Genomic DNA, 17,950 nt, shown 5'->3' with positions numbered 1-17,950 from the left:
CCGGGGCTAGCGCCCAATCGGCTCATCCTATGATTCAGCTTTTACAAACCGCTGGAGGGCGAAACCGTTCAGCAAAGGTTCACCTTCCCTCGCCTGAACGCTAAGACCCTCCCCTAACCTCTCCCTAACAGGGAGGGGGAATCGGCTGCACACCGAGCGTCCTAGAACGACCGGTTGCCGGTGCAGATCGCGGCGTAGGTCGCCAGGATCATCGTCAGCAGGCCGATGACGACGACCGTTGGCGAGTCGTACACCAAGCCGGCGAGGACAACGAGGATGCCGGCCACTCCGCCCTGGCGGATCAGCGACGCGGCGTGCGATGGCATGCCTTGAAGGTTCATGAGAAGGGCCCTCCGCGCGGCCACTGCGAGCCGTCGGCGACCGTCGCCACGCCCCGCGTGGCCCTCACCCTTATTCTACGCAGTCGAGCGCGGCGCGGTTACTGTGGCGGCGGGGGCAGGGCCAGCGTCCGCGGCGTGTTCGCCAGCACCTGGGCGTAATGACGCAGCAATCCGCGCGTCGTTTGGAACTCGGGCAACGCCGCGAGATTCGTATAACGGGGGTCGGCCGCCACGGCTTCGAAGCGTCCTACCGCCGCGGTGAGGACCTCGGGGCTCGGGTGGCCCGCCTCTTGGAAAACTTCCGCCGGCAGGGACAGGTAGCCTTGCCACGCCGGGTCGAGCAGCCGGTAGAGCCGCGGCGCGAAGTCGGCCAGCTGGTCGCGGGTCGACGCCGCGTCGTCCAGCGCGTTCGGCGCTCCGATCCCGGGCTGCCCGCCGGACGGTTCGGGAGCGGGGAGCGCGGTCGCCGGCGCGGTCTGTTCGACGACCTTAGCGGCCAGTCGCTGCGCCCCCTCGGGGATGTAGGGCGTTCCCGGCTGGACCGGGGTGTAGCCGGCCGGCGGGCGGTAGTAAGCGGCGGTCGCGGCGTGGTCGATCTTCAGCACCGACCCATCGAGCGACACCCCGGCGAACAGCCCGCGGCTGCGCGAGTACGAATAGACTTCGGCGGTGAGCGACGTGTCGGTCGCGGCCCCCGCCTCGCGGCCGACCGGGCCGGCCGCCGCGGCGATGTCGGCGCCGAGGGTCAGCTTGCCCGCCATCAGCGAATCGACGCCGCGTTGCGAGCGGTAGACCAGCACCAAGTCGGTCGCCTGCACGCCCGCCTGCCAGCCGATGTTGCCGCCGGTGATCGTCACGAAGAGCGGCGCCCGCCAGACCCCCTGTGCGTCGCGAGCGACCACCACGCCGCGGCCGTATCGGGCGCCGACGATGAAGCCCCCCTTCACGACCCGGGGAACGATCACAACCCCCTCGGCCCCGGCGAGCATCGACCGTGGGATCGCCGTTCCCGGCGCGGCGAGCATCTCGTCGAAGACGGTCGTGGCGTCGACGACGATGCGGTCCTCCTCGGCGGAGGCCGCTACCGGCATCGGCGGCGCCTGGGCCGTCGTCGGCGTGGCTACCACGAGGAAAGCGAGTGGTAGCGACGCCACCACGGTTGCTACGCGCAGGCGGAGAAGATTCATCGGCGGAGTGGTTGAGCCAAGGTGGGGGAGGGGCGCAGGTCGCTCAACCTAAGCCGTGCCGCCGAGAGGGCCAAGATCAGCTCGCCCCGCAAGATCGCGGGCCCGCCCGTTTGGCCCCGTTTTGTGGCCTACGCTTGCCAATCCCAATCGCGCTGCAGATAGCCGCAACCCGCCGGCTCCCGCCCCCAATTCGCTCCCGTTCCGAGAGTGACGCCAATGTTCGCCCGCCGTGAGTTTTTCATCGCTTGTCTGATGATCGCGTTTGCGAATCTGACGCTCGTCGGCGTTGGGCTCTATTCGTCGTTGCAGATGGGCCAACTCTCGAAGCACGGGGTCGAAGCGACCGCCACCGTCACGGGGCTCCGCCAGTTCACCACCGGCTCGGGCTCGAGCCGCACGACCAACTACCGCGTCGCGATGGACGTCCAGCACGACGGCCAGACACTGAGCCTCACCAGCGGCGCCAACGCCGCCGAATGGAACGCCCTCTCGAAGGGCGACCCGGTCGCCGTCGTTTATCTACCGGGCGACAGCGGCCTCTGCCATCTCGGCAACCTCGACGACGTCGCGTCGGTCGATCGCCTCAGCCAAATGGTGCTGATCGGCGGGGCGACCGTCGGCGTGCTGGCGGTCTCGCTACTGACCGGCGCCTGGATCTCGCTCGGCATGCCGAGCTGCGTCGAGTGGGCGCGGGGCAACGTCTCGAGCGAGCCGCGGAACGTCTACGCGGCCGGCTAAGCCGGCGACGTTCCCGAAACGAAGGACCGATTTCCGGATCGTCCCGGCCCCAAAACGGTGGTCTGAGGCTACTTCTGTTGTTATGCTAAAGATATAGCAGGTTTTTGCAGCGGATCGTCTCGCTGCCGCTGGCTAGCCGGCTGCGACGCTTCTCCTCCTCTCTGATCTGACACCGCCGTCTGGATGAAACGCTTGAGCCTTTCTAAAACCGCCCAGCGTCGTTTTCTCGCTGTTTTCGTGCCGCTCATGCTGCTCGGCGGCGTGGCTCGGGCGCAGGGGACGGGGTACATCTACGCCTACTTCAAAGGGCCGTGGCCCGACGGCGGGCATAGCGGCGTTTACCTCAGCTATAGCCCCGATGGCCTGCAGTTCGACTCGATGAACAACGACCAGCCGGTCTTCGTCCCGCCGGCAGCTTGGTCCGACGCCGAGGACCAGACCCGCGACCCGTCGGTCGTTTACGGGCCCGACGGCCGCTTCCACATGGTCTGGACCTCGGGCATCAGCACCAAAACGATCGGCTACGCCTCGTCGGCGAACCTCAAGGACTGGACCGACCCCCAACTCGTCGAGGTCTGGGGCCCGCGCGTCACGGTCGATCACACCTGGGCGCCCGAGATCCTCTACGACGAGATCGCCGAGCATTACCAGATCGTCTTCGCGTCGAACCTCGACAATGACGACCACAAGCTCTACTCGATCACGACCGACGACTTCTCAACGTACACCGCACCAAGCGTGTTTTATTACAACAACGCGACGGTGATCGACGCGATGATCGCCCGCGATGTCGCGGGGGGGCAGTACCTGATGCCGATCAAGGACGAGCAGAACGGGCAAAAGAATATCCGCCTCGCCACCGGCCCGACGGCCGCAGGGCCGTGGACGACCGACAACCCTGTGATCGTCGGCCCCACCTCGGGGATCGAGCCGAACGCGACCGAGGGGCCGTCGATCATCAAGATCGGCGACACCTGGCACCTCTACTACGACGCCTACGGCGCCGGCTACCTGGGAGTCGCCACGTCGGACGACCCGACCGACCCCAGCTCTTGGGTCAACCGGACCGCCGAATCAACGATGCCGGTCGGCCCCAACGCCCACCACGGCACCGTGTTCGCCGCGCCGTTGGCCGGCATCGCGTTCGACCTGCTGCCGTTCTCACGGAGCGATCTGACGGACGACGGCGTCCTCGACGCGTCCGACTGGCTTCAGTTCAATGCGAACCACCTCGCCGACCTGTCGGGCCAGTCGGGCGCCCAGCAGGCCTTGGCGGGCGACCTCGATGGTGACGGCGACAACGACTACGACGACTTCGCCTTGTTCAAACGCGACTACAACGCGTACTACGGCGGCGCCGGCACGGGCGCCTTCGCGGCGATGCTCCGGTCGCTCGCCATCCCCGAGCCGACAACGCTTGTCCTCGCTCTGTTCGCCGCCGCCGGCGTTCTTGGGACGGGTCGCTCGGCGCGCGTGCTCGGTTAGTCGGCCAGCCGCTGTCGTAACCAGCCGGGACGGTTGGTGGTGATCGACCACGCCCCCAGGTCGCGGTAGTAGCGGGCCGCCTCGGGGTCGTCGACCGTCCAGACGCCAAACCGGAAGTCGGCCCCCTGGCTCGCCCCACGATCACGTAGATCGGCGACGAAGCGGTCGTCGAAATAGCGCCGCTCCGCTTGGCAGCCGAGCGCGCCAGCGCCACAGCCGGTTAGTGTCGCCGCGACCGAATCGGCCGTCGGCGTCCAGCGGCCCGCTTTCTCTTTGTAGCCCGTCAGCCACTGCGTTTGGTAAGTCGGGAGCCGCTTGCGGCACGCGGCGATCACGTCTTCATGGAAACTGATAATAACGATCTGCTCGGCGGCGAGGCCCACCTCGTCGCGGGCGGTTGCGAGCGCGTCGGCGAGCGTCGGCACGATCTCCGGCCCGCACTTCACCTCGACGAACAGCAGCTTGCCGGCTGGCACGGTGGCGGCGACTTCGGCGAACGTTGGCGTCCGCTCTCCGCGGAACCGCTCGTCTTTCCAGGCGCCGACGTCCAGCGCGCGAAGCTCCTCGAGCGTCGCGTCCTTGACCACCAGCTTGCGGCCGGCGACGCGCTGGGTGTCGTAGTCGTGCAGGCAGACGATCTGTCCGTCGGCGGTCAGGTGAAAGTCGCCTTCAATGCCGTCGGCGCCCTGCTCCCAGGCGAGCCGGAACGCGGCGAGCGTGTTCTCCGGCGCGTCGTGCGACGCGCCGCGGTGGGCGACCAGGTGCTGGGCCGTCGCCGGGGCGCTGGCGAGGAGGGAGATCACAAGCAGCAGGAGTCGGTGGGCCATCGGAAGGGGAGGGGGGGCTCGGTGCGGTTCCGGGTGAGCCGCTCAGAATACCGCGATGGATGACGGCCTGGGGAGGGTTGGGGCAACGAGAAGCCAGAAACCTCGTCTCCACTCTCAGGGTCCAAGCACTCACGGCAAATGAATTGAGCAACCAGCCGACGCGTTGATTTGAAAGTCAGATTCACGACCGAATAAACGCCAGCAAATCCGCATTCAGCTCGTCTTTACAGGTGTCTGCGAGGGCGTGCGCGCCGCCGGGATAAACCTTCAGCGTCGCGTCCTTCACCAGCTTCGCCGACAGCCGCGCCGAATTATCGATCGGAACGATCTGGTCGTCGTCGCCGTGAAGGATCAGGGTCGGCACGTCGAACTTCTTGAGGTCCTCGGTGAAGTCGGTCTCGGAAAACGCCGCGATACAGTCGAAGGCGCTCTTGTGGCCGGACATCATGCCTTGCGTCCACCAAGAGCGGATCAGACCTTCCGAGACTTCGGCGCCCTTGCGGTTGAATCCGTAGAACGGCCCGCTCGGCACATCGAGGAAGAACTGCGCGCGGTCCGCCAGGTACTGCTCGCGGAAACCGTCAAAGACGCTCATCGGCAGGCCTCCCGGTTTGGCGTCGGTCTTTACCATCAGCGGCGGCACCGCGCCGACGAGCACCGCCTTCGCGACGCGCTCCGTGCCGTGCCGGCCGATGTACCGCGCGACCTCGCCGCCGCCGGTCGAGTGCCCCACCAGGACCACGTCGTGGAGGTCGAGGGCCTCCAAGAGCTGAGCCAGATCGTCGGCGTACGTGTCCATGTCGTTGCCGTGCCACGGCTGGCTCGAGCGGCCGTGACCGCGGCGGTCGTGGGCGACGCAGCGACAGCCGTTGGAGGCCAGGAAAAACATCTGGGCCTCCCAGGCGTCGGCCGTCAGCGGCCAGCCATGGCTAAAGACCACCGGCGTGCCGCTCCCCCAGTCTTTGTAGTACAGGCTCACGTCGTCGCGGGTGGTGAGATAAGCCATCGTTGGGGCTCGCTGGGGCAGGGCGTTGGGCGGGCAGGGGCTGCCCTACAGGGGCGGCGGGCGTCCGCGGACGAATCGTATCGGTCCGGCGGGCGCCGGGCGAGAGTCGGCTTTGCGAATAGCCTGCGGACGAGTCCTTGTCGCGGCGACACCTCGGACATTCCGCGCAAATCCGAGGGTTTCTAGCTCTTCCGGCGGGTCCCCCGACAGGCGCCGGCGGGCTAGGCTGGGTCCCCTCACCGGAACACCCCGCCGCCCCCTCCGAGGGACGGCCTCACCAAGATCGACTCGGCCGGCGACCGTTCGCCGCTGCGGCCCTTGCGCGCCGAGTCACCCACCTGCGGAGGCTACCGTGCTATTAATTCGCCTGCTGACGTTGTCGGTTCTGTTGCTCGCGACGGTTCATAGCCGTGCCGACGAAACCCCCGCGGTTGAATCGCCGCTCGATGGCAACACCGTCGAAGGGAAGGCTGTCGAAGATCAACCGGCCGAAGACGACGCCGTTGATGAAAAGGTTGATGAAAAGACAGTCGAGGCGGGTGGCCTCAAGTGGCATACCGACTACTACGCCGCCTACCGCGAAGCGGCCGAGCAACAGCGGATGCTGCTGGTCAGCCTGACTTCGGCGTCGACCGCTGCGAAGCAGGCGGCCCTCGAGGCGTATCTCGCTTCGCGGCCGCAGCTCCGTGAGAAGCTTGGCGCGATGACGCTCTTCCGCGCCGATCTCGACACGACGATCGACGTCGACGGCGCGTCGCGGCGGCTCGCCGACTTCGCCGCCCTCAGCGAGTTGCGTGGCGGGGCGGGGCTCGCGATCGTCGATCTGCAGCACGAAGGCGCCCCCTACTACGGCCACACCGTGACGGCGCTTCCCTTCGCCAACGGCAAGTACTACCGCTGGAGCCCGCAAGGCTTGGCGACCGCCATCGACCTGCCGGCCGGGACGCTCACGCAGCGGTCGCTGGTGTGGGCCGTGCGGATGCACCCCGAGGCACCGCAGAGCACCGGCGGGCGGTTCCATGCGGCGCTCGCGTCGGGCGCCAACGAGCACGCTTCGTTCCAGGCCCGCGTCCGCCGGCAGGGGCACCAGAACTTCAGCAGCCGCTTTCAGCGTCTCAGCAGCGCGGCCGGCAGCAGCGTCACCGAGGTCTGCGCCGAGAGCTGGCCGGGCCAGACGCTGATGGACTCGGTCGTCGACTGCGTGGCGTCGTGGCGGCACTCGTCGGGCCACTGGCGCGGCGTCAGCCGCCCCCACCGCGCGTACGCCTACGATATCCAGCGCGGCGGCAACGGCATCTGGTACGCGACCGGTCTGTTCGCCGACTGACAGCGCTTCCCAACGCTGCCGGGCGACGTGATCTTGCCGTCAGGCCGGCAGCCCACCGAAGTGACGCGCGCAACAGCCCGCTGCGTCTGCCAATAGCCCGTTACGCCTGCCAGTAATACGACGGGACATCGTTGGCGGGGTTTGCTGGCACGTTCAGCTCGTCGAGGGCGTGCGGCAGGCCCGTCACGGGCGTTTTTGATTTCACCCGGTCGTTGCGCACGAGCGTCAGCTCAAGCACCGGCGGGACCTCCACGCCGGCGATCGTCATCGAGGGGACGCAGTTGTTCGGGTGCAGGTGGGCGACGGTGAACATCCCGCTGAGCCGCTGCATCAGCCCGCGGAAGAACTGCAAGAACGGCGCCTGCGAGAGCCGCTCCAGACGGTGCAGCTCGAGGATGATCACGCGGAAGCGGCTGAGCAGCTGATCCGAGCACGCCGACAGCACCTCGTACTCCCATCCCTCGATGTCCATCTGCAGGACGAGGTCGTCGCTCTTCACGCCCGACCACGCGACCCACTCATCGAGCGAGGTCGTGCCGTCGGAGCTATACGACATCAAAAACTTCGGCTGGAAGGTCGCGTCGGTCAGGTCGATCGGCGGGCCCGACACCGACGCGTCGACCAGATGGCACGGCACGCCGCGGCGGTTCATCTCGAGCTCGAAGTTCGCGGTGTGGCTGACGCCCGGCGAGAAGCACGCCTCGAGGCCTTCCAGGTCGTCGGGGACGAGGTAGCCACCATCGCCGTCGCCGCCGACGCGGATGAGCGGCACGCCGACATCGTAGGGACGCAGCAGATCGACGACCCGCTGCAGGTCGCTCTGCTGCGGCGTCTTGCTGATTGAGAACGCGAGATTCGAGTGCAGGAAGCGGCGTTCTACCCACGACTTGGCCGAAATCAGGTAGCTAGACGGCATCGTTTCCTCGCGGTGATCGTGGGTTGCATGACTCGAATCGAAGAGGCCGATGGCGAACGGCCGGCGCCCACGGATCGCTAGCGAAGTCGGCGAGCCACCAGTCTAGTAGCCGTCGGAACTTGCCGCTATTCGCCGCTTTGGGGCGGCCGGTTTAGCGAGGTGCTATGCCGAATATTCCGACGGCGCCGGTGATCCGGGCGCTACGCATATCCCGCGTCGCGGAGGGCGTCCCTCAGGCGGCGGCAGCGGAAGGTCTTGAAGAGCAGCCGTTGGTGGAAGTCGGCCGACGTGTGCTCGATGACGACGCCCCCCGGGGCGATCCACCCGACCAGCGGCGCCCGCCAGAGCCGCACCGCCCGGACCTCGTCCCGCGGCAGCACCTTCTCGGACCGGTACCGAAACACGAGCCCCTCGGGCCGCACCGTCAGGCGGTAGAGGGGCGTGTTAAAAGCTCCCTCACAGAGCTGGCCGACAAAGCTGGGAGCGTCCATCCGGGCGATTGTAACCCGCCCGGGCCAGGGGAGGGGGTGTGGGTTGGCGGTGGGTTGGCCGTGGAAAGGACGCCGCGATGGCGGGGCGTGGGAAGAAGGAGGGAACCACGACGGGCACGAAGGGCACGACGGCCGCACCGTGGGGCGGGCTCTGTTTTGGGGATGGGGGCCTAAGGACGGGTGCCACGGCTGGCTCGTCCCGCCGTGGAGCCCTGGCGCCCGCTTCGCCCTGCTGGACGAGCCAGCAGTGGCGCCCAACGTGGGCATGTGGTCTATGGAAAGACTCTCGGCACTTCACATGCGCGCGCTAAGGCGTGGGCATGGCACCGGGCCGGCCTTAAGTGTTTTCATTTGATTCCACGACCGGCTTAATCGAATCCAATGTAGAAATCGGTTCAAGAGATTGATGGTAAAACTCTTTATTTATGCACGTGTAGACAATCAACGTGCCGCAAAGAATCAGAAGAGCACCGGGCCCTACAGCTGCCATCTTGGCTGAAATTGCCCCCGAACTCCCCTCCAACGCAGCGTTCTCGGTCAGCCCAAACCAAGCTGCTACTATCCCAAGGAAAGTCGTCGACAACCCGATGACCATGCCGAGCGTAACCTGCATTAACCGAATCGCAAAGAGCTGGCCATGTAAGTTATTCGTGTTAACTTTTGTGTGTATTTCCCAATACGTGACCAGCACGCAAATATTACAGAGGACGAAGAGTGAAAGCATGACCCAAATGAAAGGATCCTTGTGGATATCTCGAAGTGTCCGAGCCATTTTCGTCAAGGAATGTATCCTTGCTCCTCCTCTTCTTTGACGCCTTCGTAATCAAGGTAGACAAAAGGGGTGTCATTGAGTTTGGAAGCCAAGCTACTCGTTGCAACAAGCGAGCCGGGCTTAACGAATGCCGAATAGCTATACTTTGCAAAAAAAGAGTCGAAAACGCTACCGTCAACTCGGTTAATTACACGAATGCGGTACCGAAAAATGTAGGGCCCATCGGCAAGCCCGATCACTGCGTAAGGCAGAAAAATTGCAACGGTTTCCTCGCTACCATATGTGGATGGGTTGTCAACCATGACCCATGAACCAGCGCAATGAAGCGACTGGGACTTGTGTCCCCACTTGGCGCCTATTTCAGAAACGGGGACTGGCCGTTCGGGGCCATCAATGCCGCCCGCCAGCCCGTTCGCTCTGAGCTTCAGCGGTGTTGCGTAAAGGTAAACGCCAACCGTAAGCCGCTCGCCTGGATCCAACCGAACGCTAAAAGCGAAGAGATCCCCTTTCTCACCAATGTTGTGATGACTTTTTTTCGTGCTCCACTTTGTAAGACTTGCGGTATTGCTTACAAGCAGGCCACGAGCAGTAAGGCGTCTCAGAGGCTCATCGGCCACGGCTTTCTCTTGAATCAAAGAGAAAGCCGCAGAAGCTAGAGTGCAGATCGTCGCAATCCGCATGCATTTTCGCTGGCAATGAAATCTGCTCAGCATGGTTGCTAGTCCCGAGACGGCCTCAGTATGAAGAACCTCGATAGCCTTCGACTATCGGGTGGCAGCTAACATAGCTACACGCCAGTGGCGCCCATCAAGGAAGTACACTACCCCAAACGCAATAACACCGCTACCAGGAGAAAGCACCCCATCGCGGTCTCGTCATTTCCGGTCGCTCCCTGACGGTCGCGGCGCGGTTGGCAGTCGCGTACTGCTTAGCAAATTCATCCGTCGTGGTTCCCTCCCCGCCCCGCCGTCCCCGACGGCGAGGGCGCCGCGGACCCCTCCCACCAAGCCCCCCTCGGGGCTTCGTTCCGTGTTTTCCCCCTGTTTTCGCCCCTCGCGACGGGTCGCCGCCGCAGCGGGGCGGTTTTCGGCGTGAACCTTCAGGCGGCCGGCGGGGTCTGCGGTGAGAGCCGGCCTGCTACCGAAACGCCGCCCGAGGCGTCGTGTCGTCGGTTGGGGCGGGTCCCCATCAACCGTCGCCAGGAGGGCGCTGATGCTGCGTAAGTACCAAGAGGACGACGTCGCCGACGTGGTCGCCGTCTGGGAAGCCGCGACTCGGCTGGCCCACCCGTTCTTAAGCGAGGCGTTCCTCACGCAAGAACGACACAACCTGCCGAACCTTTACTTGCCCAACGCCGAGACCTGGGTCTGGGTCGCCGAAGGCCAGGGCGGGGTCGCCGAGGGCCGGGTCGTTGGGTTCGTGGCGTTGCTCGGCGCGGAAATCGGCGGCCTCTTCGTCGATCCCCCTTACAGCCGGCAGGGGATCGGCGGCGCGCTGTTGCAACGGGCCCGAGAGGAGAAGGGGACGCTCGAGGTCGAGGTCTTCGAGGCCAACCCGATCGGCCGCGCGTTCTACGCCCGCCATGGCTTCATCCCCCTCGGCCAATCGACCCACGAGCCGACCGGTCAGACGCTACTCCGCCTCCGGCTGCCAGCCGAACAGCCAAAGCCCGAGTAGTTCTCGTCCGCTCGATTCCCCCAACCCGATGACGTGAGGCGGTCCACACCGCCACCGTCCTCCGATCAGACACACCGTCCCCACGAAACAAAAAAGCAGCCGCCCGCCCCCGTGAGGGCGGGCGGCTGCTGGCGATCCGATGGCGTAGCGCTAGCTCAGCGCCCGCGGCGTTGCAGCAGGGAGAGGCCGCCGACGCCCAGCATCAGCAGGCTCGTCGACTCAGGGACCGCGTGCGCGGTGAGCTTGAGCTGGCCGAGGTACGCGAAGCGGCCCGTCCCGTCGGGGCTGACCTCGACGTCGAGCGTCAGCGTGCCGTCGCCCGCGGCGGGGACGCTCGCGAACAGGACCTCCGTGCCGGTGTTGTCCGACACGTCGAAGTCGATCCACTGCCCGTCGACGGTGTAACGGGTCAGCCGGCCCATGCCCGAGTCGGTGCCGGTCCGCGAGCTGAACAGCGCCAGGTCGTACACGAGGCTGGGGTCGAGCCCGCTGATGGTCACCTGGGCGCGGTTCGGCAGGGCCGCTTCGTGGCCGTCGAACGAACCGGTGTAGAAGCTGTCGCTCGTGGCGGTCGTGGGGTAGCCGAGCGTGTTGCCCGCGCTGCCCGCGGAGTTGACCCCCGAGAAACCGTCGGTGAGCGTCACGTCGATGCTGGTCGTCGCGCCCGAATCGTCGAGCACGTTGATCAGGCTGCTGCCGGTGAGGAACTCGTTGAAGTTGTTCCAGGGCGCCGCGGTGGGGCGGTCCGTGCCACCAAAGTCGATGAGGATCCCGCCGCCGGCGGCGAGGGGCGACAAACCGTTGCCCATCGGGCCGCCGGTGATCGTCATGCCGGTCGTGGCGTCGGCGAACGTCTGCAGCACCGCCGCGTCGGCCGGGGCGGCCACCAGGCCGCTGAGCCCCGCCACCGAGCGCTCGTAGATCGTCGAATAAATGACGGCGGACGACAGGTACTGGCCGTTCGGGCCGGCGTGGTAGTCGTCTGTGTCGTGCAGGCGGATCGTGCCGCCCGAGTTCAGGTAGTTCTCCCAGGCGTCGCCGGCCGGCACCACCACGACGTCGGTCTTGACCGCGGCGGTCGAGTTGGCCGGGATGTAGTTGTCGGCCGCGTCGTTGTAGTGGGTCCGCAGCTGGGCCTGCATCTGGGCCGGGTCGGTGAACGTGCCGGGGTAGAACGAGTGATCGGCCTCCCGCGCCCAGGTCTCGTAGAGCACCACGTTGGCGTTGGGGCTCGAGAGCTTCACCTGGTCGTACAGCGCGGTGGCGTTGCTCTTAAAGGCGGCCGGGTTGCCGGCGTTGTCGGTCGGGCCGGTGCTGAACTCTTGCAGCACGACAAAGTCCCAACCCCCCAGGCCGATCGCGTTCACGGTGTCGGGGTTCGTGGTGTGGAAGCCGAGCGACTGACCGCCGGGGGCCACGTACTGGACGTTCGGCGTCGCCCAGCCGGCGTCGGTGGCGAGGTCACGCACGAGGTGGGCGATCGGCCCCCCCGCGGTGAAGCTGTTGCCGATGAACAGCAGGTTGAGGGGCGTGTCGGCGAAGCCGACGTTAGAGGCCGCCGCCGTGACGAGCAGGGCGAGCAGCGCGCGCAAGGCGCATCGGTGGGGCATGGACAAGGGTGTCTCCATTAGCAAAACGTTCCGATTGGAAGGGGGCCTCGGCGTCGAACGACGGGCCTTGTGAAAAGTGCGGGCAGCTTAGCGACAAACGGCGGCGCGAGTCGAGCAGTGCGGCGCGGTTGAACGGGTCGATAAGGCCGGCAGACGAGGCGCGAAGCGCCCGATCGGCGAGGTCGCTTTTGCGCACCGCAGCGCCTAGGAATTAGCGCCCCGTTTTCAAAACCCTCGGTGATTCAGCGGCCGGCGGTGGGGGGCGGCGTCGGCAGAGACCACCCAATCGAGGGGGCGCCGAGACCCCCCAAAAAAGCCGCTCACGGCCGCCGGAAAAAATCCCAAAAAACACTTGGTTCAAGTACTAGAACGGCGGAATCACGCGCCCGGACCGCCGACTCAGGGGTCGCCCCGCCCCCGTCGAGTGACGATGGGCGCCCGAGGCTCCTCGTGGGAAGGAGAGGGGAACCACGACGGACACGAAGGGCACGACGGCCGCCCCGTGGAGGTGGGCTCGATTGCGGGAAGGGGCAAGAAACCGGCGCCGACGGGGTGAGCGTGGGAGCCGACGAGAGAGGGCGCCATGCCCTCGCGCTTCAGCGTGGGCATGACGCCCGGCCGAGTTGCAGCACCAATCATTCATTCCATTTTCGAATGCACTTAATTAAATCATTCATCGCGGCTTCAATGTCAAACTTCCCTTCGAGTAATTCTTTTGTTAGCTTGGGAGCAGATTTTAGTGAGAAATCGAACTTGTTAAAAGAAGTTTTGGATATTTCTCGAAAAACGTAATGGTCGTCACCAGACGGGCCGTCTGGAAACGAATCGTGCACACGAGGGTCGGGCAAACCCTTCTTCTTGTAAATGGTATTCCACACTTGCGATGGTATGTAGCATTCGATTTCCTTAGCGTCAGTAATCCAAATATAACTGTTGGGAATGGTCGCTAGCTGTTCTTTTATTTTTTCGACGCGAGGTTTTATTCGCGATCTGCGTCCGGAGGAGGCAGTGCGATCGCCGTCACATATGATAGCCACGTGGTTGTTTAAGCGAAGTAAGTTGGATAGTTCTGCCGACTCCGATTCCGGATCACAGAATTCTACTCGGGCTAGCAAAGACCCGCCGTAGTACGCGCATTGGTAGTCACGTCCTTCCCGGAGTTCCCCGTCTGAATAGAGCTCGATCATTCGGTTGATATAGATTCTGTCCGAAGGACCTTCCACCCAGATCACTCCATTTGCTTGAAGTAAATCGGATGGTTTAGCTCCAAGTTCCGCAATGAGCCCGACTCTGTCAAAGTGAGCTAGGACCCTAGAGGCAGTAGCAGAACTTCCGTCATGAAACACTCGAATTATTTGAGCGTCATTGCACGTCCCAAAGTAATCAAGAGCGACGCTTGAATGAGTAGTTATCAGTAACGAGCATTTCTGTTGGGAGACGAAATCAGTGATGAAATCGAAAAGACGCCTTAGTAAGGAAGGATGTAGATTGTTTTCGAGTTCCTCAAGTGCGAACACGTACTTACTCGGATCGCGTTTCTCGACAGTGGGGATTACAAGAAGATTTAGCAGTACCAAAAGTACTGTTTTTAGGCCGCTGCCGGATTGCCCTAATGGCACAAGTCCCTTTCCAGGCTCTTCGAAGAAAACCTCCCGGAGTTTGGTGTCACCGTCTTCGCCGTCATGCTGCTTTATCTCGATGCGTGTGAAATCAGCATCTGAACCGAATACCGTTTGCATTCCATTCAGTAGCGTTGATCTAACCAGTGACTCGTCTAGCTCTGAGCTGGTGAGGATTCGTCTGATGGTGTTAGTGGAGCCGGTCCCGTCTGCGGAAATATTGGTTTCATACGATGCGGGTTCGGCGCGAATGTCCCGATCTGCTAGGATGCGACGAAAAGTTTTGTTAGAAAGCGGCGTTGTCGCGCGCCGCAGTGCGCCGGCAATATACTTTTCCCTTGCCATCTGTATGTTTTTGTTGCCGTGGTGATAATCTTGCGGCACTGTTATGTCTATTTTTCCTGCAGTGTCTGATTGCCATTGCACTTTGCATCCGATAAGTTTGCTGCCGTGGCCGCTCCAGTGGTCTTCATACGAGCCTAGTTCACCGCCGCTAGTGCCCTCTCTAAAAATTGATTTCAATCCTTGCTCATCTAGCGTGGCGGTCCCGTTGGTCCTGTGCTTTGCAGTGTCAATTGTGTTTGCGCATAACTCTTGTGCAAAATCGAGAAGCTTAGATTTGCCGCTGTTGTTTTTTCCTATAATCACGGTAATTGGTGTGAATGAATCAAACCCGATTGCTGCATTGCGAAAGCAGGAATAGCTATCTACATAGTAAGCGGATGCGATCATTTTGTCGGGTTGTGGTAAGAAAGGTCGGAATGCGTTTGCATTCAATGCTGTCGGGTGGGCGTCGCCGTCTGATATGGCGTCTCTTGTCAGTTGGAGTAACAGTCACAGCCAGATCTACGATTGGCCGACGGGTGGCACGCAAGCAGGCAGGATACCAAAGCGGTGCCGACATATGTCCTACTTGGGTTCTCTGGCGGCACTATTCGTTCGGCGCTAGGCGAAAACTACTAATCGCTTCACCAGCCGCGGCGGTCGGTCCCACGCCACCGGCCGTCGTGTCCTTCGTGCCCTTCGTGGTTCCCTTCCTTCGCAGCCGGCCCCAACGGCCAGGGCGCCGTGATCGGGGTCGGAGACCCGTCCTACAGGAGCTTGCTTTTGTTCCTTGGTTCCTTGGTGGTTCGAGCCAGCGAATGAAAAACGCCGCGATGGGGGGGTGTCCCCATCGCGGCGTTGTTGTTTTTTCGTTCGCTCCCTGACGGCGTGGGGGCCGGTTCGGTGGGCTGCCCGAGGCTAGCGCCTACGGCTCACGGGGGGGATGGCTCAGCCCATGTGCTTGATGATCGCTTTGCCGAACTCGCTGCACTTCACGAGCGTGGCGCCTTCCATCTGACGCTCGAAGTCGTACGTGACCGTCTTGGCGCCGATGGCGCCGTTGATCCCCTTGAGGATCAGGTCGGCCGCCTCGGTCCAGCCGAGGTGGCGGAACATCATCTCGCCCGACAGGATGACGCTGCCCGGGTTCACCTTGTCTTGGTCGGCGTACTTGGGGGCGGTGCCGTGGGTCGCCTCGAAGATGGCGTGGCCGGTGGCGTAGTTGATGTTGCCGCCGGGAGCGATGCCGATGCCGCCGACGCAGGCCGCCAGGGCGTCGGAGATGTAGTCGCCGTTGAGGTTGAGCGTGGCGATGACGCTGTAGTCGGCCGGGCGGGTGAGGATCTGCTGGAGCATGGCGTCGGCGATGACATCCTTAATGACAATGTCCCGCTTGGCGCCGTGCGTCCCCCCCTTAATAACGTGCCAGGGCCCGCCGTCGAGCGGCTGGGCGTCGAACTCGCTGGCGGCGACCTGGTAGCCCCAGTCGCGGAAGGCGCCCTCGGTGAACTTCATGATGTTCCCCTTGTGGACCAGCGTGACCGAGTCGCGGTCGTTGTCGATCGCGTACTGGATGGCGGCCTTCACCAGGCGGGCGGTCCCCTCTTGGCTGACGGGCTTGATGCCGATGCCGGCCGTTTCGGGGAAGCGGACCTTCTTCCAGCGCTCGGGGAACGCCTCGGCGAAGAGGGTTTTGAACTGGTTGCAGTCGTCCGAGCCGTGCTCGAACTCGATGCCGGCGTAGATGTCCTCAGTGTTCTCCCGGAAAATGACCATGTCGGTCAGCTCGGGCTGCTTCACGGGGGAGGGGACGCCGGTGAAGTACTGGACCGGACGCAGGCAGGTATAGAGGTCAAGGATCTGGCGGAGGGCGACGTTGATCGAGCGGATGCCGCCGCCGACGGGCGTGGTGAGCGGGCCCTTGATGCCGATCAGGTAGGTGCGGAACGCCTCGAGCGTGGCCTCGGGGAGCCATTCGCCGGTCTGGTCGAACGCCTTCTGGCCGGCGAGGACTTCTTTCCAGGCGATCTTCTTCTTGCCGCCGTAGGCCTTCTCGACCGCGGCGTCGAAGACGAGCTGGCTGGCTTTCCAGATGTCGGGGCCGATGCCGTCGCCCTCGATGAACGGCACGATGGGCTCGTCGGGCACGTTGAGCTTGCCGGCGGTCATCGTGATGGGGGAGGCGGCCATGAGGGCTCCGGAGTGAGGCTTGGGGCCTGAAGGTTGCGCGGGCGACCGGATGAGGGGGCCGGCGGCGCGCCTTCGGGCGTGGGGGGATTGGGTTGGGGTAGCGATTCTCGGTAGGCCGGCGCGGGGGGTCAACGGGCGGGAGGGAGAAACCGCCAAGACGCCAAGAACGCCAGGAAGTCCTTGGACAGGATTGACAGGATCAACCGGATCAGGCGGAGGGTTGATCCTGTCGGTCCTGTTCATCCTGTCTGAAGGATTGAACTTGGCGATCCTTGGCGGCCTTGGCGTCTTGGCGGTTCCCTTGTTGGCGTCTAGGCGGTTCCCTTGATTGCATGGGGCCCTTGATTGCATTGGGCAGTCCGTGGGGTGAAGATGGGTCCCTCTGTCCCGCGTCCGGAACACCACCGAGGTCTTCACCCGATGTCGCTTGCCCGCCGTCAGTTTCTCCAGACAGCCGCCGCCGGGGTGGCCGTCGCCGCCGCGCCCCGCTGGGCTTTTGCCGCCGAGAAAGTCGTGCCGTTCCGGATTTCGCTGGCCGAGTGGTCGCTCCACAAGGCGATCCGCGGCGGGGACCTGACCGATCTCGACTTTCCGCGGGTGACGAAGGAAGAGTTCGGCATCGACGCGGTCGAGTACGTGAGCCAGCTGTGGGGGGATAAGCAGGCCGGATCGGAGTATGTCGCCAAGGTGAAGCAGCAGTGCGACGACCACGGGGTCCGCAGCGTGCTGATCATGGTCGACGCCGAGGGCGCCCTGGGCGACGCCGACGGGGCGAAGCGGTCGCAGGCGATCGACAACCACAAAAAATGGCTCGAAGCGGCCCGCGAGCTCGGCTGCCACGCGATCCGGGTGAACGCCCAGTCGAGCGGGAGCTACGCCGAGCAGCTAGCGTTGGCGGCCGACGGCCTGGGCCGGCTGGGCGAGATCGCCGACCAGTACGGCCTGAACGTGCTGGTGGAGAACCACGGCGGGCTGTCGAGCAACGGCGAGTGGCTGGCCGGCGTGATGCGGCGGGTCGGCCGCCCGAACGTGGGGACGCTGCCCGACTTCGGCAACTTCTGCATCAGCGGCCGCGGGACCCCCGACGCGGTCTGGTACGACCGCTATCAGGGGATGGAAGACCTGATGCCGTTCGCCAAGGCGGTGTCGGCCAAGAGCTACGAGTTCAACGACGCCGGCGAAGAGGTCCAGACCGACTTCCCGCGGGTGATGAAGACGGTGCTCAACCACGGCTACTCGGGCTACGTCGGCATCGAGTGGGAGGGGGGCAACCCGTGCGAGTACGAGGGGATCAAGCTGACGAAGGCGCTGCTCGAGCGGATCCGCGACTCGGTCGTTTGACGCCGCCGGTCGGCCGCTTGCTAGCAAGACATGGTCGCGCTCCACTCCGGGCGCTGACGCTTCCGGCTCCTAGCCCAACTGGGTGGGAGCCGGAAGCGT

The 17,950-nt window shown here is 64.2% G+C and carries 16 protein-coding genes; 5 read left to right on the top strand and 11 right to left on the bottom strand.

Annotated features, from left to right (window positions below):
- Window positions 1-161: 161 nt before the first annotated feature.
- Together Pla108_RS16370 and Pla108_RS16365 are read right to left on the bottom strand one after the other, a co-directional pair.
- The gene (locus Pla108_RS16370) at window positions 162-341 is read right to left on the bottom strand and encodes a hypothetical protein (protein ID WP_146446052.1); all 180 of its coding nucleotides are present in this window, start codon (window positions 339-341) and stop codon (window positions 162-164) included.
- A gap of 98 nt (window positions 342-439) precedes the next feature.
- Window positions 440-1,528 carry a lipid-binding SYLF domain-containing protein gene (locus Pla108_RS16365; protein WP_146446051.1) on the bottom strand — a complete coding sequence of 363 codons (1,089 nt, stop codon included), beginning with the start codon at window positions 1,526-1,528 and terminating at the stop codon, window positions 440-442.
- A gap of 216 nt (window positions 1,529-1,744) precedes the next feature.
- On the opposite strand from Pla108_RS16365, the gene Pla108_RS16360 reads away from it, so the two are divergent.
- Window positions 1,745-2,266 carry a DUF3592 domain-containing protein gene (locus Pla108_RS16360; protein WP_146446050.1) on the top strand — a complete coding sequence of 174 codons (522 nt, stop codon included), beginning with the start codon at window positions 1,745-1,747 and terminating at the stop codon, window positions 2,264-2,266.
- Between the two features lie 192 nt (window positions 2,267-2,458).
- Window positions 2,459-3,751, top strand: a complete 1,293-nt coding sequence (locus Pla108_RS16355) for a glycoside hydrolase family 43 protein (protein ID WP_197526631.1) — start codon at window positions 2,459-2,461, stop codon at window positions 3,749-3,751.
- Here the strand turns inward: Pla108_RS16355 and Pla108_RS16350 are convergent.
- A complete protein-coding gene (locus tag Pla108_RS16350) occupies window positions 3,748-4,578 on the bottom strand; it encodes a glycerophosphodiester phosphodiesterase (RefSeq protein WP_146446048.1) in 831 nt (276 codons plus the stop codon). The genes Pla108_RS16355 and Pla108_RS16350 overlap by 4 nt on opposite strands.
- Window positions 4,579-4,759: 181 nt before the next feature.
- Window positions 4,760-5,584, bottom strand: coding sequence for an alpha/beta fold hydrolase (locus Pla108_RS16345; protein WP_146446047.1), 825 nt, complete (start codon window positions 5,582-5,584; stop codon window positions 4,760-4,762).
- A 352-nt stretch (window positions 5,585-5,936) separates the two neighbouring features.
- Between Pla108_RS16345 and Pla108_RS16340 the strand changes: the two genes are divergently transcribed.
- Entirely contained in the window at window positions 5,937-6,911 is a 975-nt protein-coding gene (locus tag Pla108_RS16340; protein ID WP_146446046.1) for a hypothetical protein, read from the top strand.
- Between the two features lie 100 nt (window positions 6,912-7,011).
- Here the strand turns inward: Pla108_RS16340 and Pla108_RS16335 are convergent, their stop codons facing one another.
- The 4 genes from Pla108_RS16335 to Pla108_RS16320 all read right to left on the bottom strand — a co-directional run bounded on the left by Pla108_RS16335 (window position 7,012) and on the right by Pla108_RS16320 (window position 9,770).
- Window positions 7,012-7,827, bottom strand: a complete 816-nt coding sequence (locus Pla108_RS16335; RefSeq protein ID WP_146446045.1) for an FkbM family methyltransferase — start codon at window positions 7,825-7,827, stop codon at window positions 7,012-7,014.
- 200 nt (window positions 7,828-8,027) lie between these two features.
- On the bottom strand, window positions 8,028-8,318 hold the full coding sequence (locus Pla108_RS16330) for a hypothetical protein (RefSeq protein WP_146446044.1): 291 nt from the start codon (window positions 8,316-8,318) through the stop codon (window positions 8,028-8,030).
- Window positions 8,319-8,655: 337 nt separating this feature from the next.
- The gene (locus Pla108_RS16325) at window positions 8,656-9,099 is read right to left on the bottom strand and encodes a hypothetical protein (RefSeq protein ID WP_197526630.1); all 444 of its coding nucleotides are present in this window, start codon (window positions 9,097-9,099) and stop codon (window positions 8,656-8,658) included.
- Window positions 9,096-9,770, bottom strand: a complete 675-nt coding sequence (locus Pla108_RS16320; RefSeq protein WP_146446042.1) for a hypothetical protein — start codon at window positions 9,768-9,770, stop codon at window positions 9,096-9,098. The genes Pla108_RS16325 and Pla108_RS16320 overlap by 4 nt, the downstream gene beginning before the upstream one ends.
- Before the next feature lie 532 nt (window positions 9,771-10,302).
- Here Pla108_RS16320 and Pla108_RS16315 point away from each other — a divergent pair.
- Window positions 10,303-10,767 (top strand): GNAT family N-acetyltransferase, encoded by a 465-nt coding sequence (locus tag Pla108_RS16315; protein ID WP_146446041.1) that lies wholly within the window; start codon window positions 10,303-10,305, stop codon window positions 10,765-10,767.
- Between the two features lie 155 nt (window positions 10,768-10,922).
- Here the strand turns inward: Pla108_RS16315 and Pla108_RS16310 are convergent, their stop codons facing one another.
- The 3 genes from Pla108_RS16310 to icd all read right to left on the bottom strand — a co-directional run bounded on the left by Pla108_RS16310 (window position 10,923) and on the right by icd (window position 16,510).
- Window positions 10,923-12,377, bottom strand: coding sequence for a DUF4886 domain-containing protein (locus tag Pla108_RS16310; protein ID WP_146446040.1), 1,455 nt, complete (start codon window positions 12,375-12,377; stop codon window positions 10,923-10,925).
- A gap of 635 nt (window positions 12,378-13,012) precedes the next feature.
- Window positions 13,013-14,728, bottom strand: a complete 1,716-nt coding sequence (locus Pla108_RS16305) for an ATP-dependent nuclease (RefSeq protein ID WP_146446039.1) — start codon at window positions 14,726-14,728, stop codon at window positions 13,013-13,015.
- Between the two features lie 540 nt (window positions 14,729-15,268).
- A complete protein-coding gene (icd, locus tag Pla108_RS16300) occupies window positions 15,269-16,510 on the bottom strand; it encodes an NADP-dependent isocitrate dehydrogenase (protein ID WP_146446038.1) in 1,242 nt (413 codons plus the stop codon).
- A 420-nt stretch (window positions 16,511-16,930) separates the two neighbouring features.
- Here icd and Pla108_RS16295 point away from each other — a divergent pair, with 420 nt between their 5' ends.
- On the top strand, window positions 16,931-17,851 hold the full coding sequence (locus Pla108_RS16295) for a sugar phosphate isomerase/epimerase family protein (protein WP_146446037.1): 921 nt from the start codon (window positions 16,931-16,933) through the stop codon (window positions 17,849-17,851).
- Window positions 17,852-17,950 lie beyond the last annotated feature (99 nt).

This window comes from Botrimarina colliarenosi, assembly GCF_007859955.1.
Classification (GTDB): Bacteria; Planctomycetota; Planctomycetia; order Pirellulales; family Lacipirellulaceae; genus Botrimarina; species Botrimarina colliarenosi.
The sequence above is the reverse complement of the archived record's forward strand: the minus strand, read 5'-3'. Positions and strand labels throughout refer to the sequence as shown.

Coding starts and splice junctions, on each gene's coding strand:
- Pla108_RS16370 (WP_146446052.1), bottom strand. CDS start 341: ATGAACCTTCAAGGCATGCCATCGCACGCCGCGTCGCTGATCCGCCAG.
- Pla108_RS16365 (WP_146446051.1), bottom strand. CDS start 1,528: ATGAATCTTCTCCGCCTGCGCGTAGCAACCGTGGTGGCGTCGCTACCA.
- Pla108_RS16360 (WP_146446050.1), top strand. CDS start 1,745: ATGTTCGCCCGCCGTGAGTTTTTCATCGCTTGTCTGATGATCGCGTTT.
- Pla108_RS16350 (WP_146446048.1), bottom strand. CDS start 4,578: ATGGCCCACCGACTCCTGCTGCTTGTGATCTCCCTCCTCGCCAGCGCC.
- Pla108_RS16345 (WP_146446047.1), bottom strand. CDS start 5,584: ATGGCTTATCTCACCACCCGCGACGACGTGAGCCTGTACTACAAAGAC.
- Pla108_RS16335 (WP_146446045.1), bottom strand. CDS start 7,827: ATGCCGTCTAGCTACCTGATTTCGGCCAAGTCGTGGGTAGAACGCCGC.
- Pla108_RS16330 (WP_146446044.1), bottom strand. CDS start 8,318: ATGGACGCTCCCAGCTTTGTCGGCCAGCTCTGTGAGGGAGCTTTTAAC.
- Pla108_RS16320 (WP_146446042.1), bottom strand. CDS start 9,770: ATGCGGATTGCGACGATCTGCACTCTAGCTTCTGCGGCTTTCTCTTTG.
- Pla108_RS16315 (WP_146446041.1), top strand. CDS start 10,303: ATGCTGCGTAAGTACCAAGAGGACGACGTCGCCGACGTGGTCGCCGTC.
- Pla108_RS16310 (WP_146446040.1), bottom strand. CDS start 12,377: ATGCCCCACCGATGCGCCTTGCGCGCGCTGCTCGCCCTGCTCGTCACG.
- Pla108_RS16305 (WP_146446039.1), bottom strand. CDS start 14,728: ATGATCGCATCCGCTTACTATGTAGATAGCTATTCCTGCTTTCGCAAT.
- icd (WP_146446038.1), bottom strand. CDS start 16,510: ATGGCCGCCTCCCCCATCACGATGACCGCCGGCAAGCTCAACGTGCCC.
- Pla108_RS16295 (WP_146446037.1), top strand. CDS start 16,931: ATGTCGCTTGCCCGCCGTCAGTTTCTCCAGACAGCCGCCGCCGGGGTG.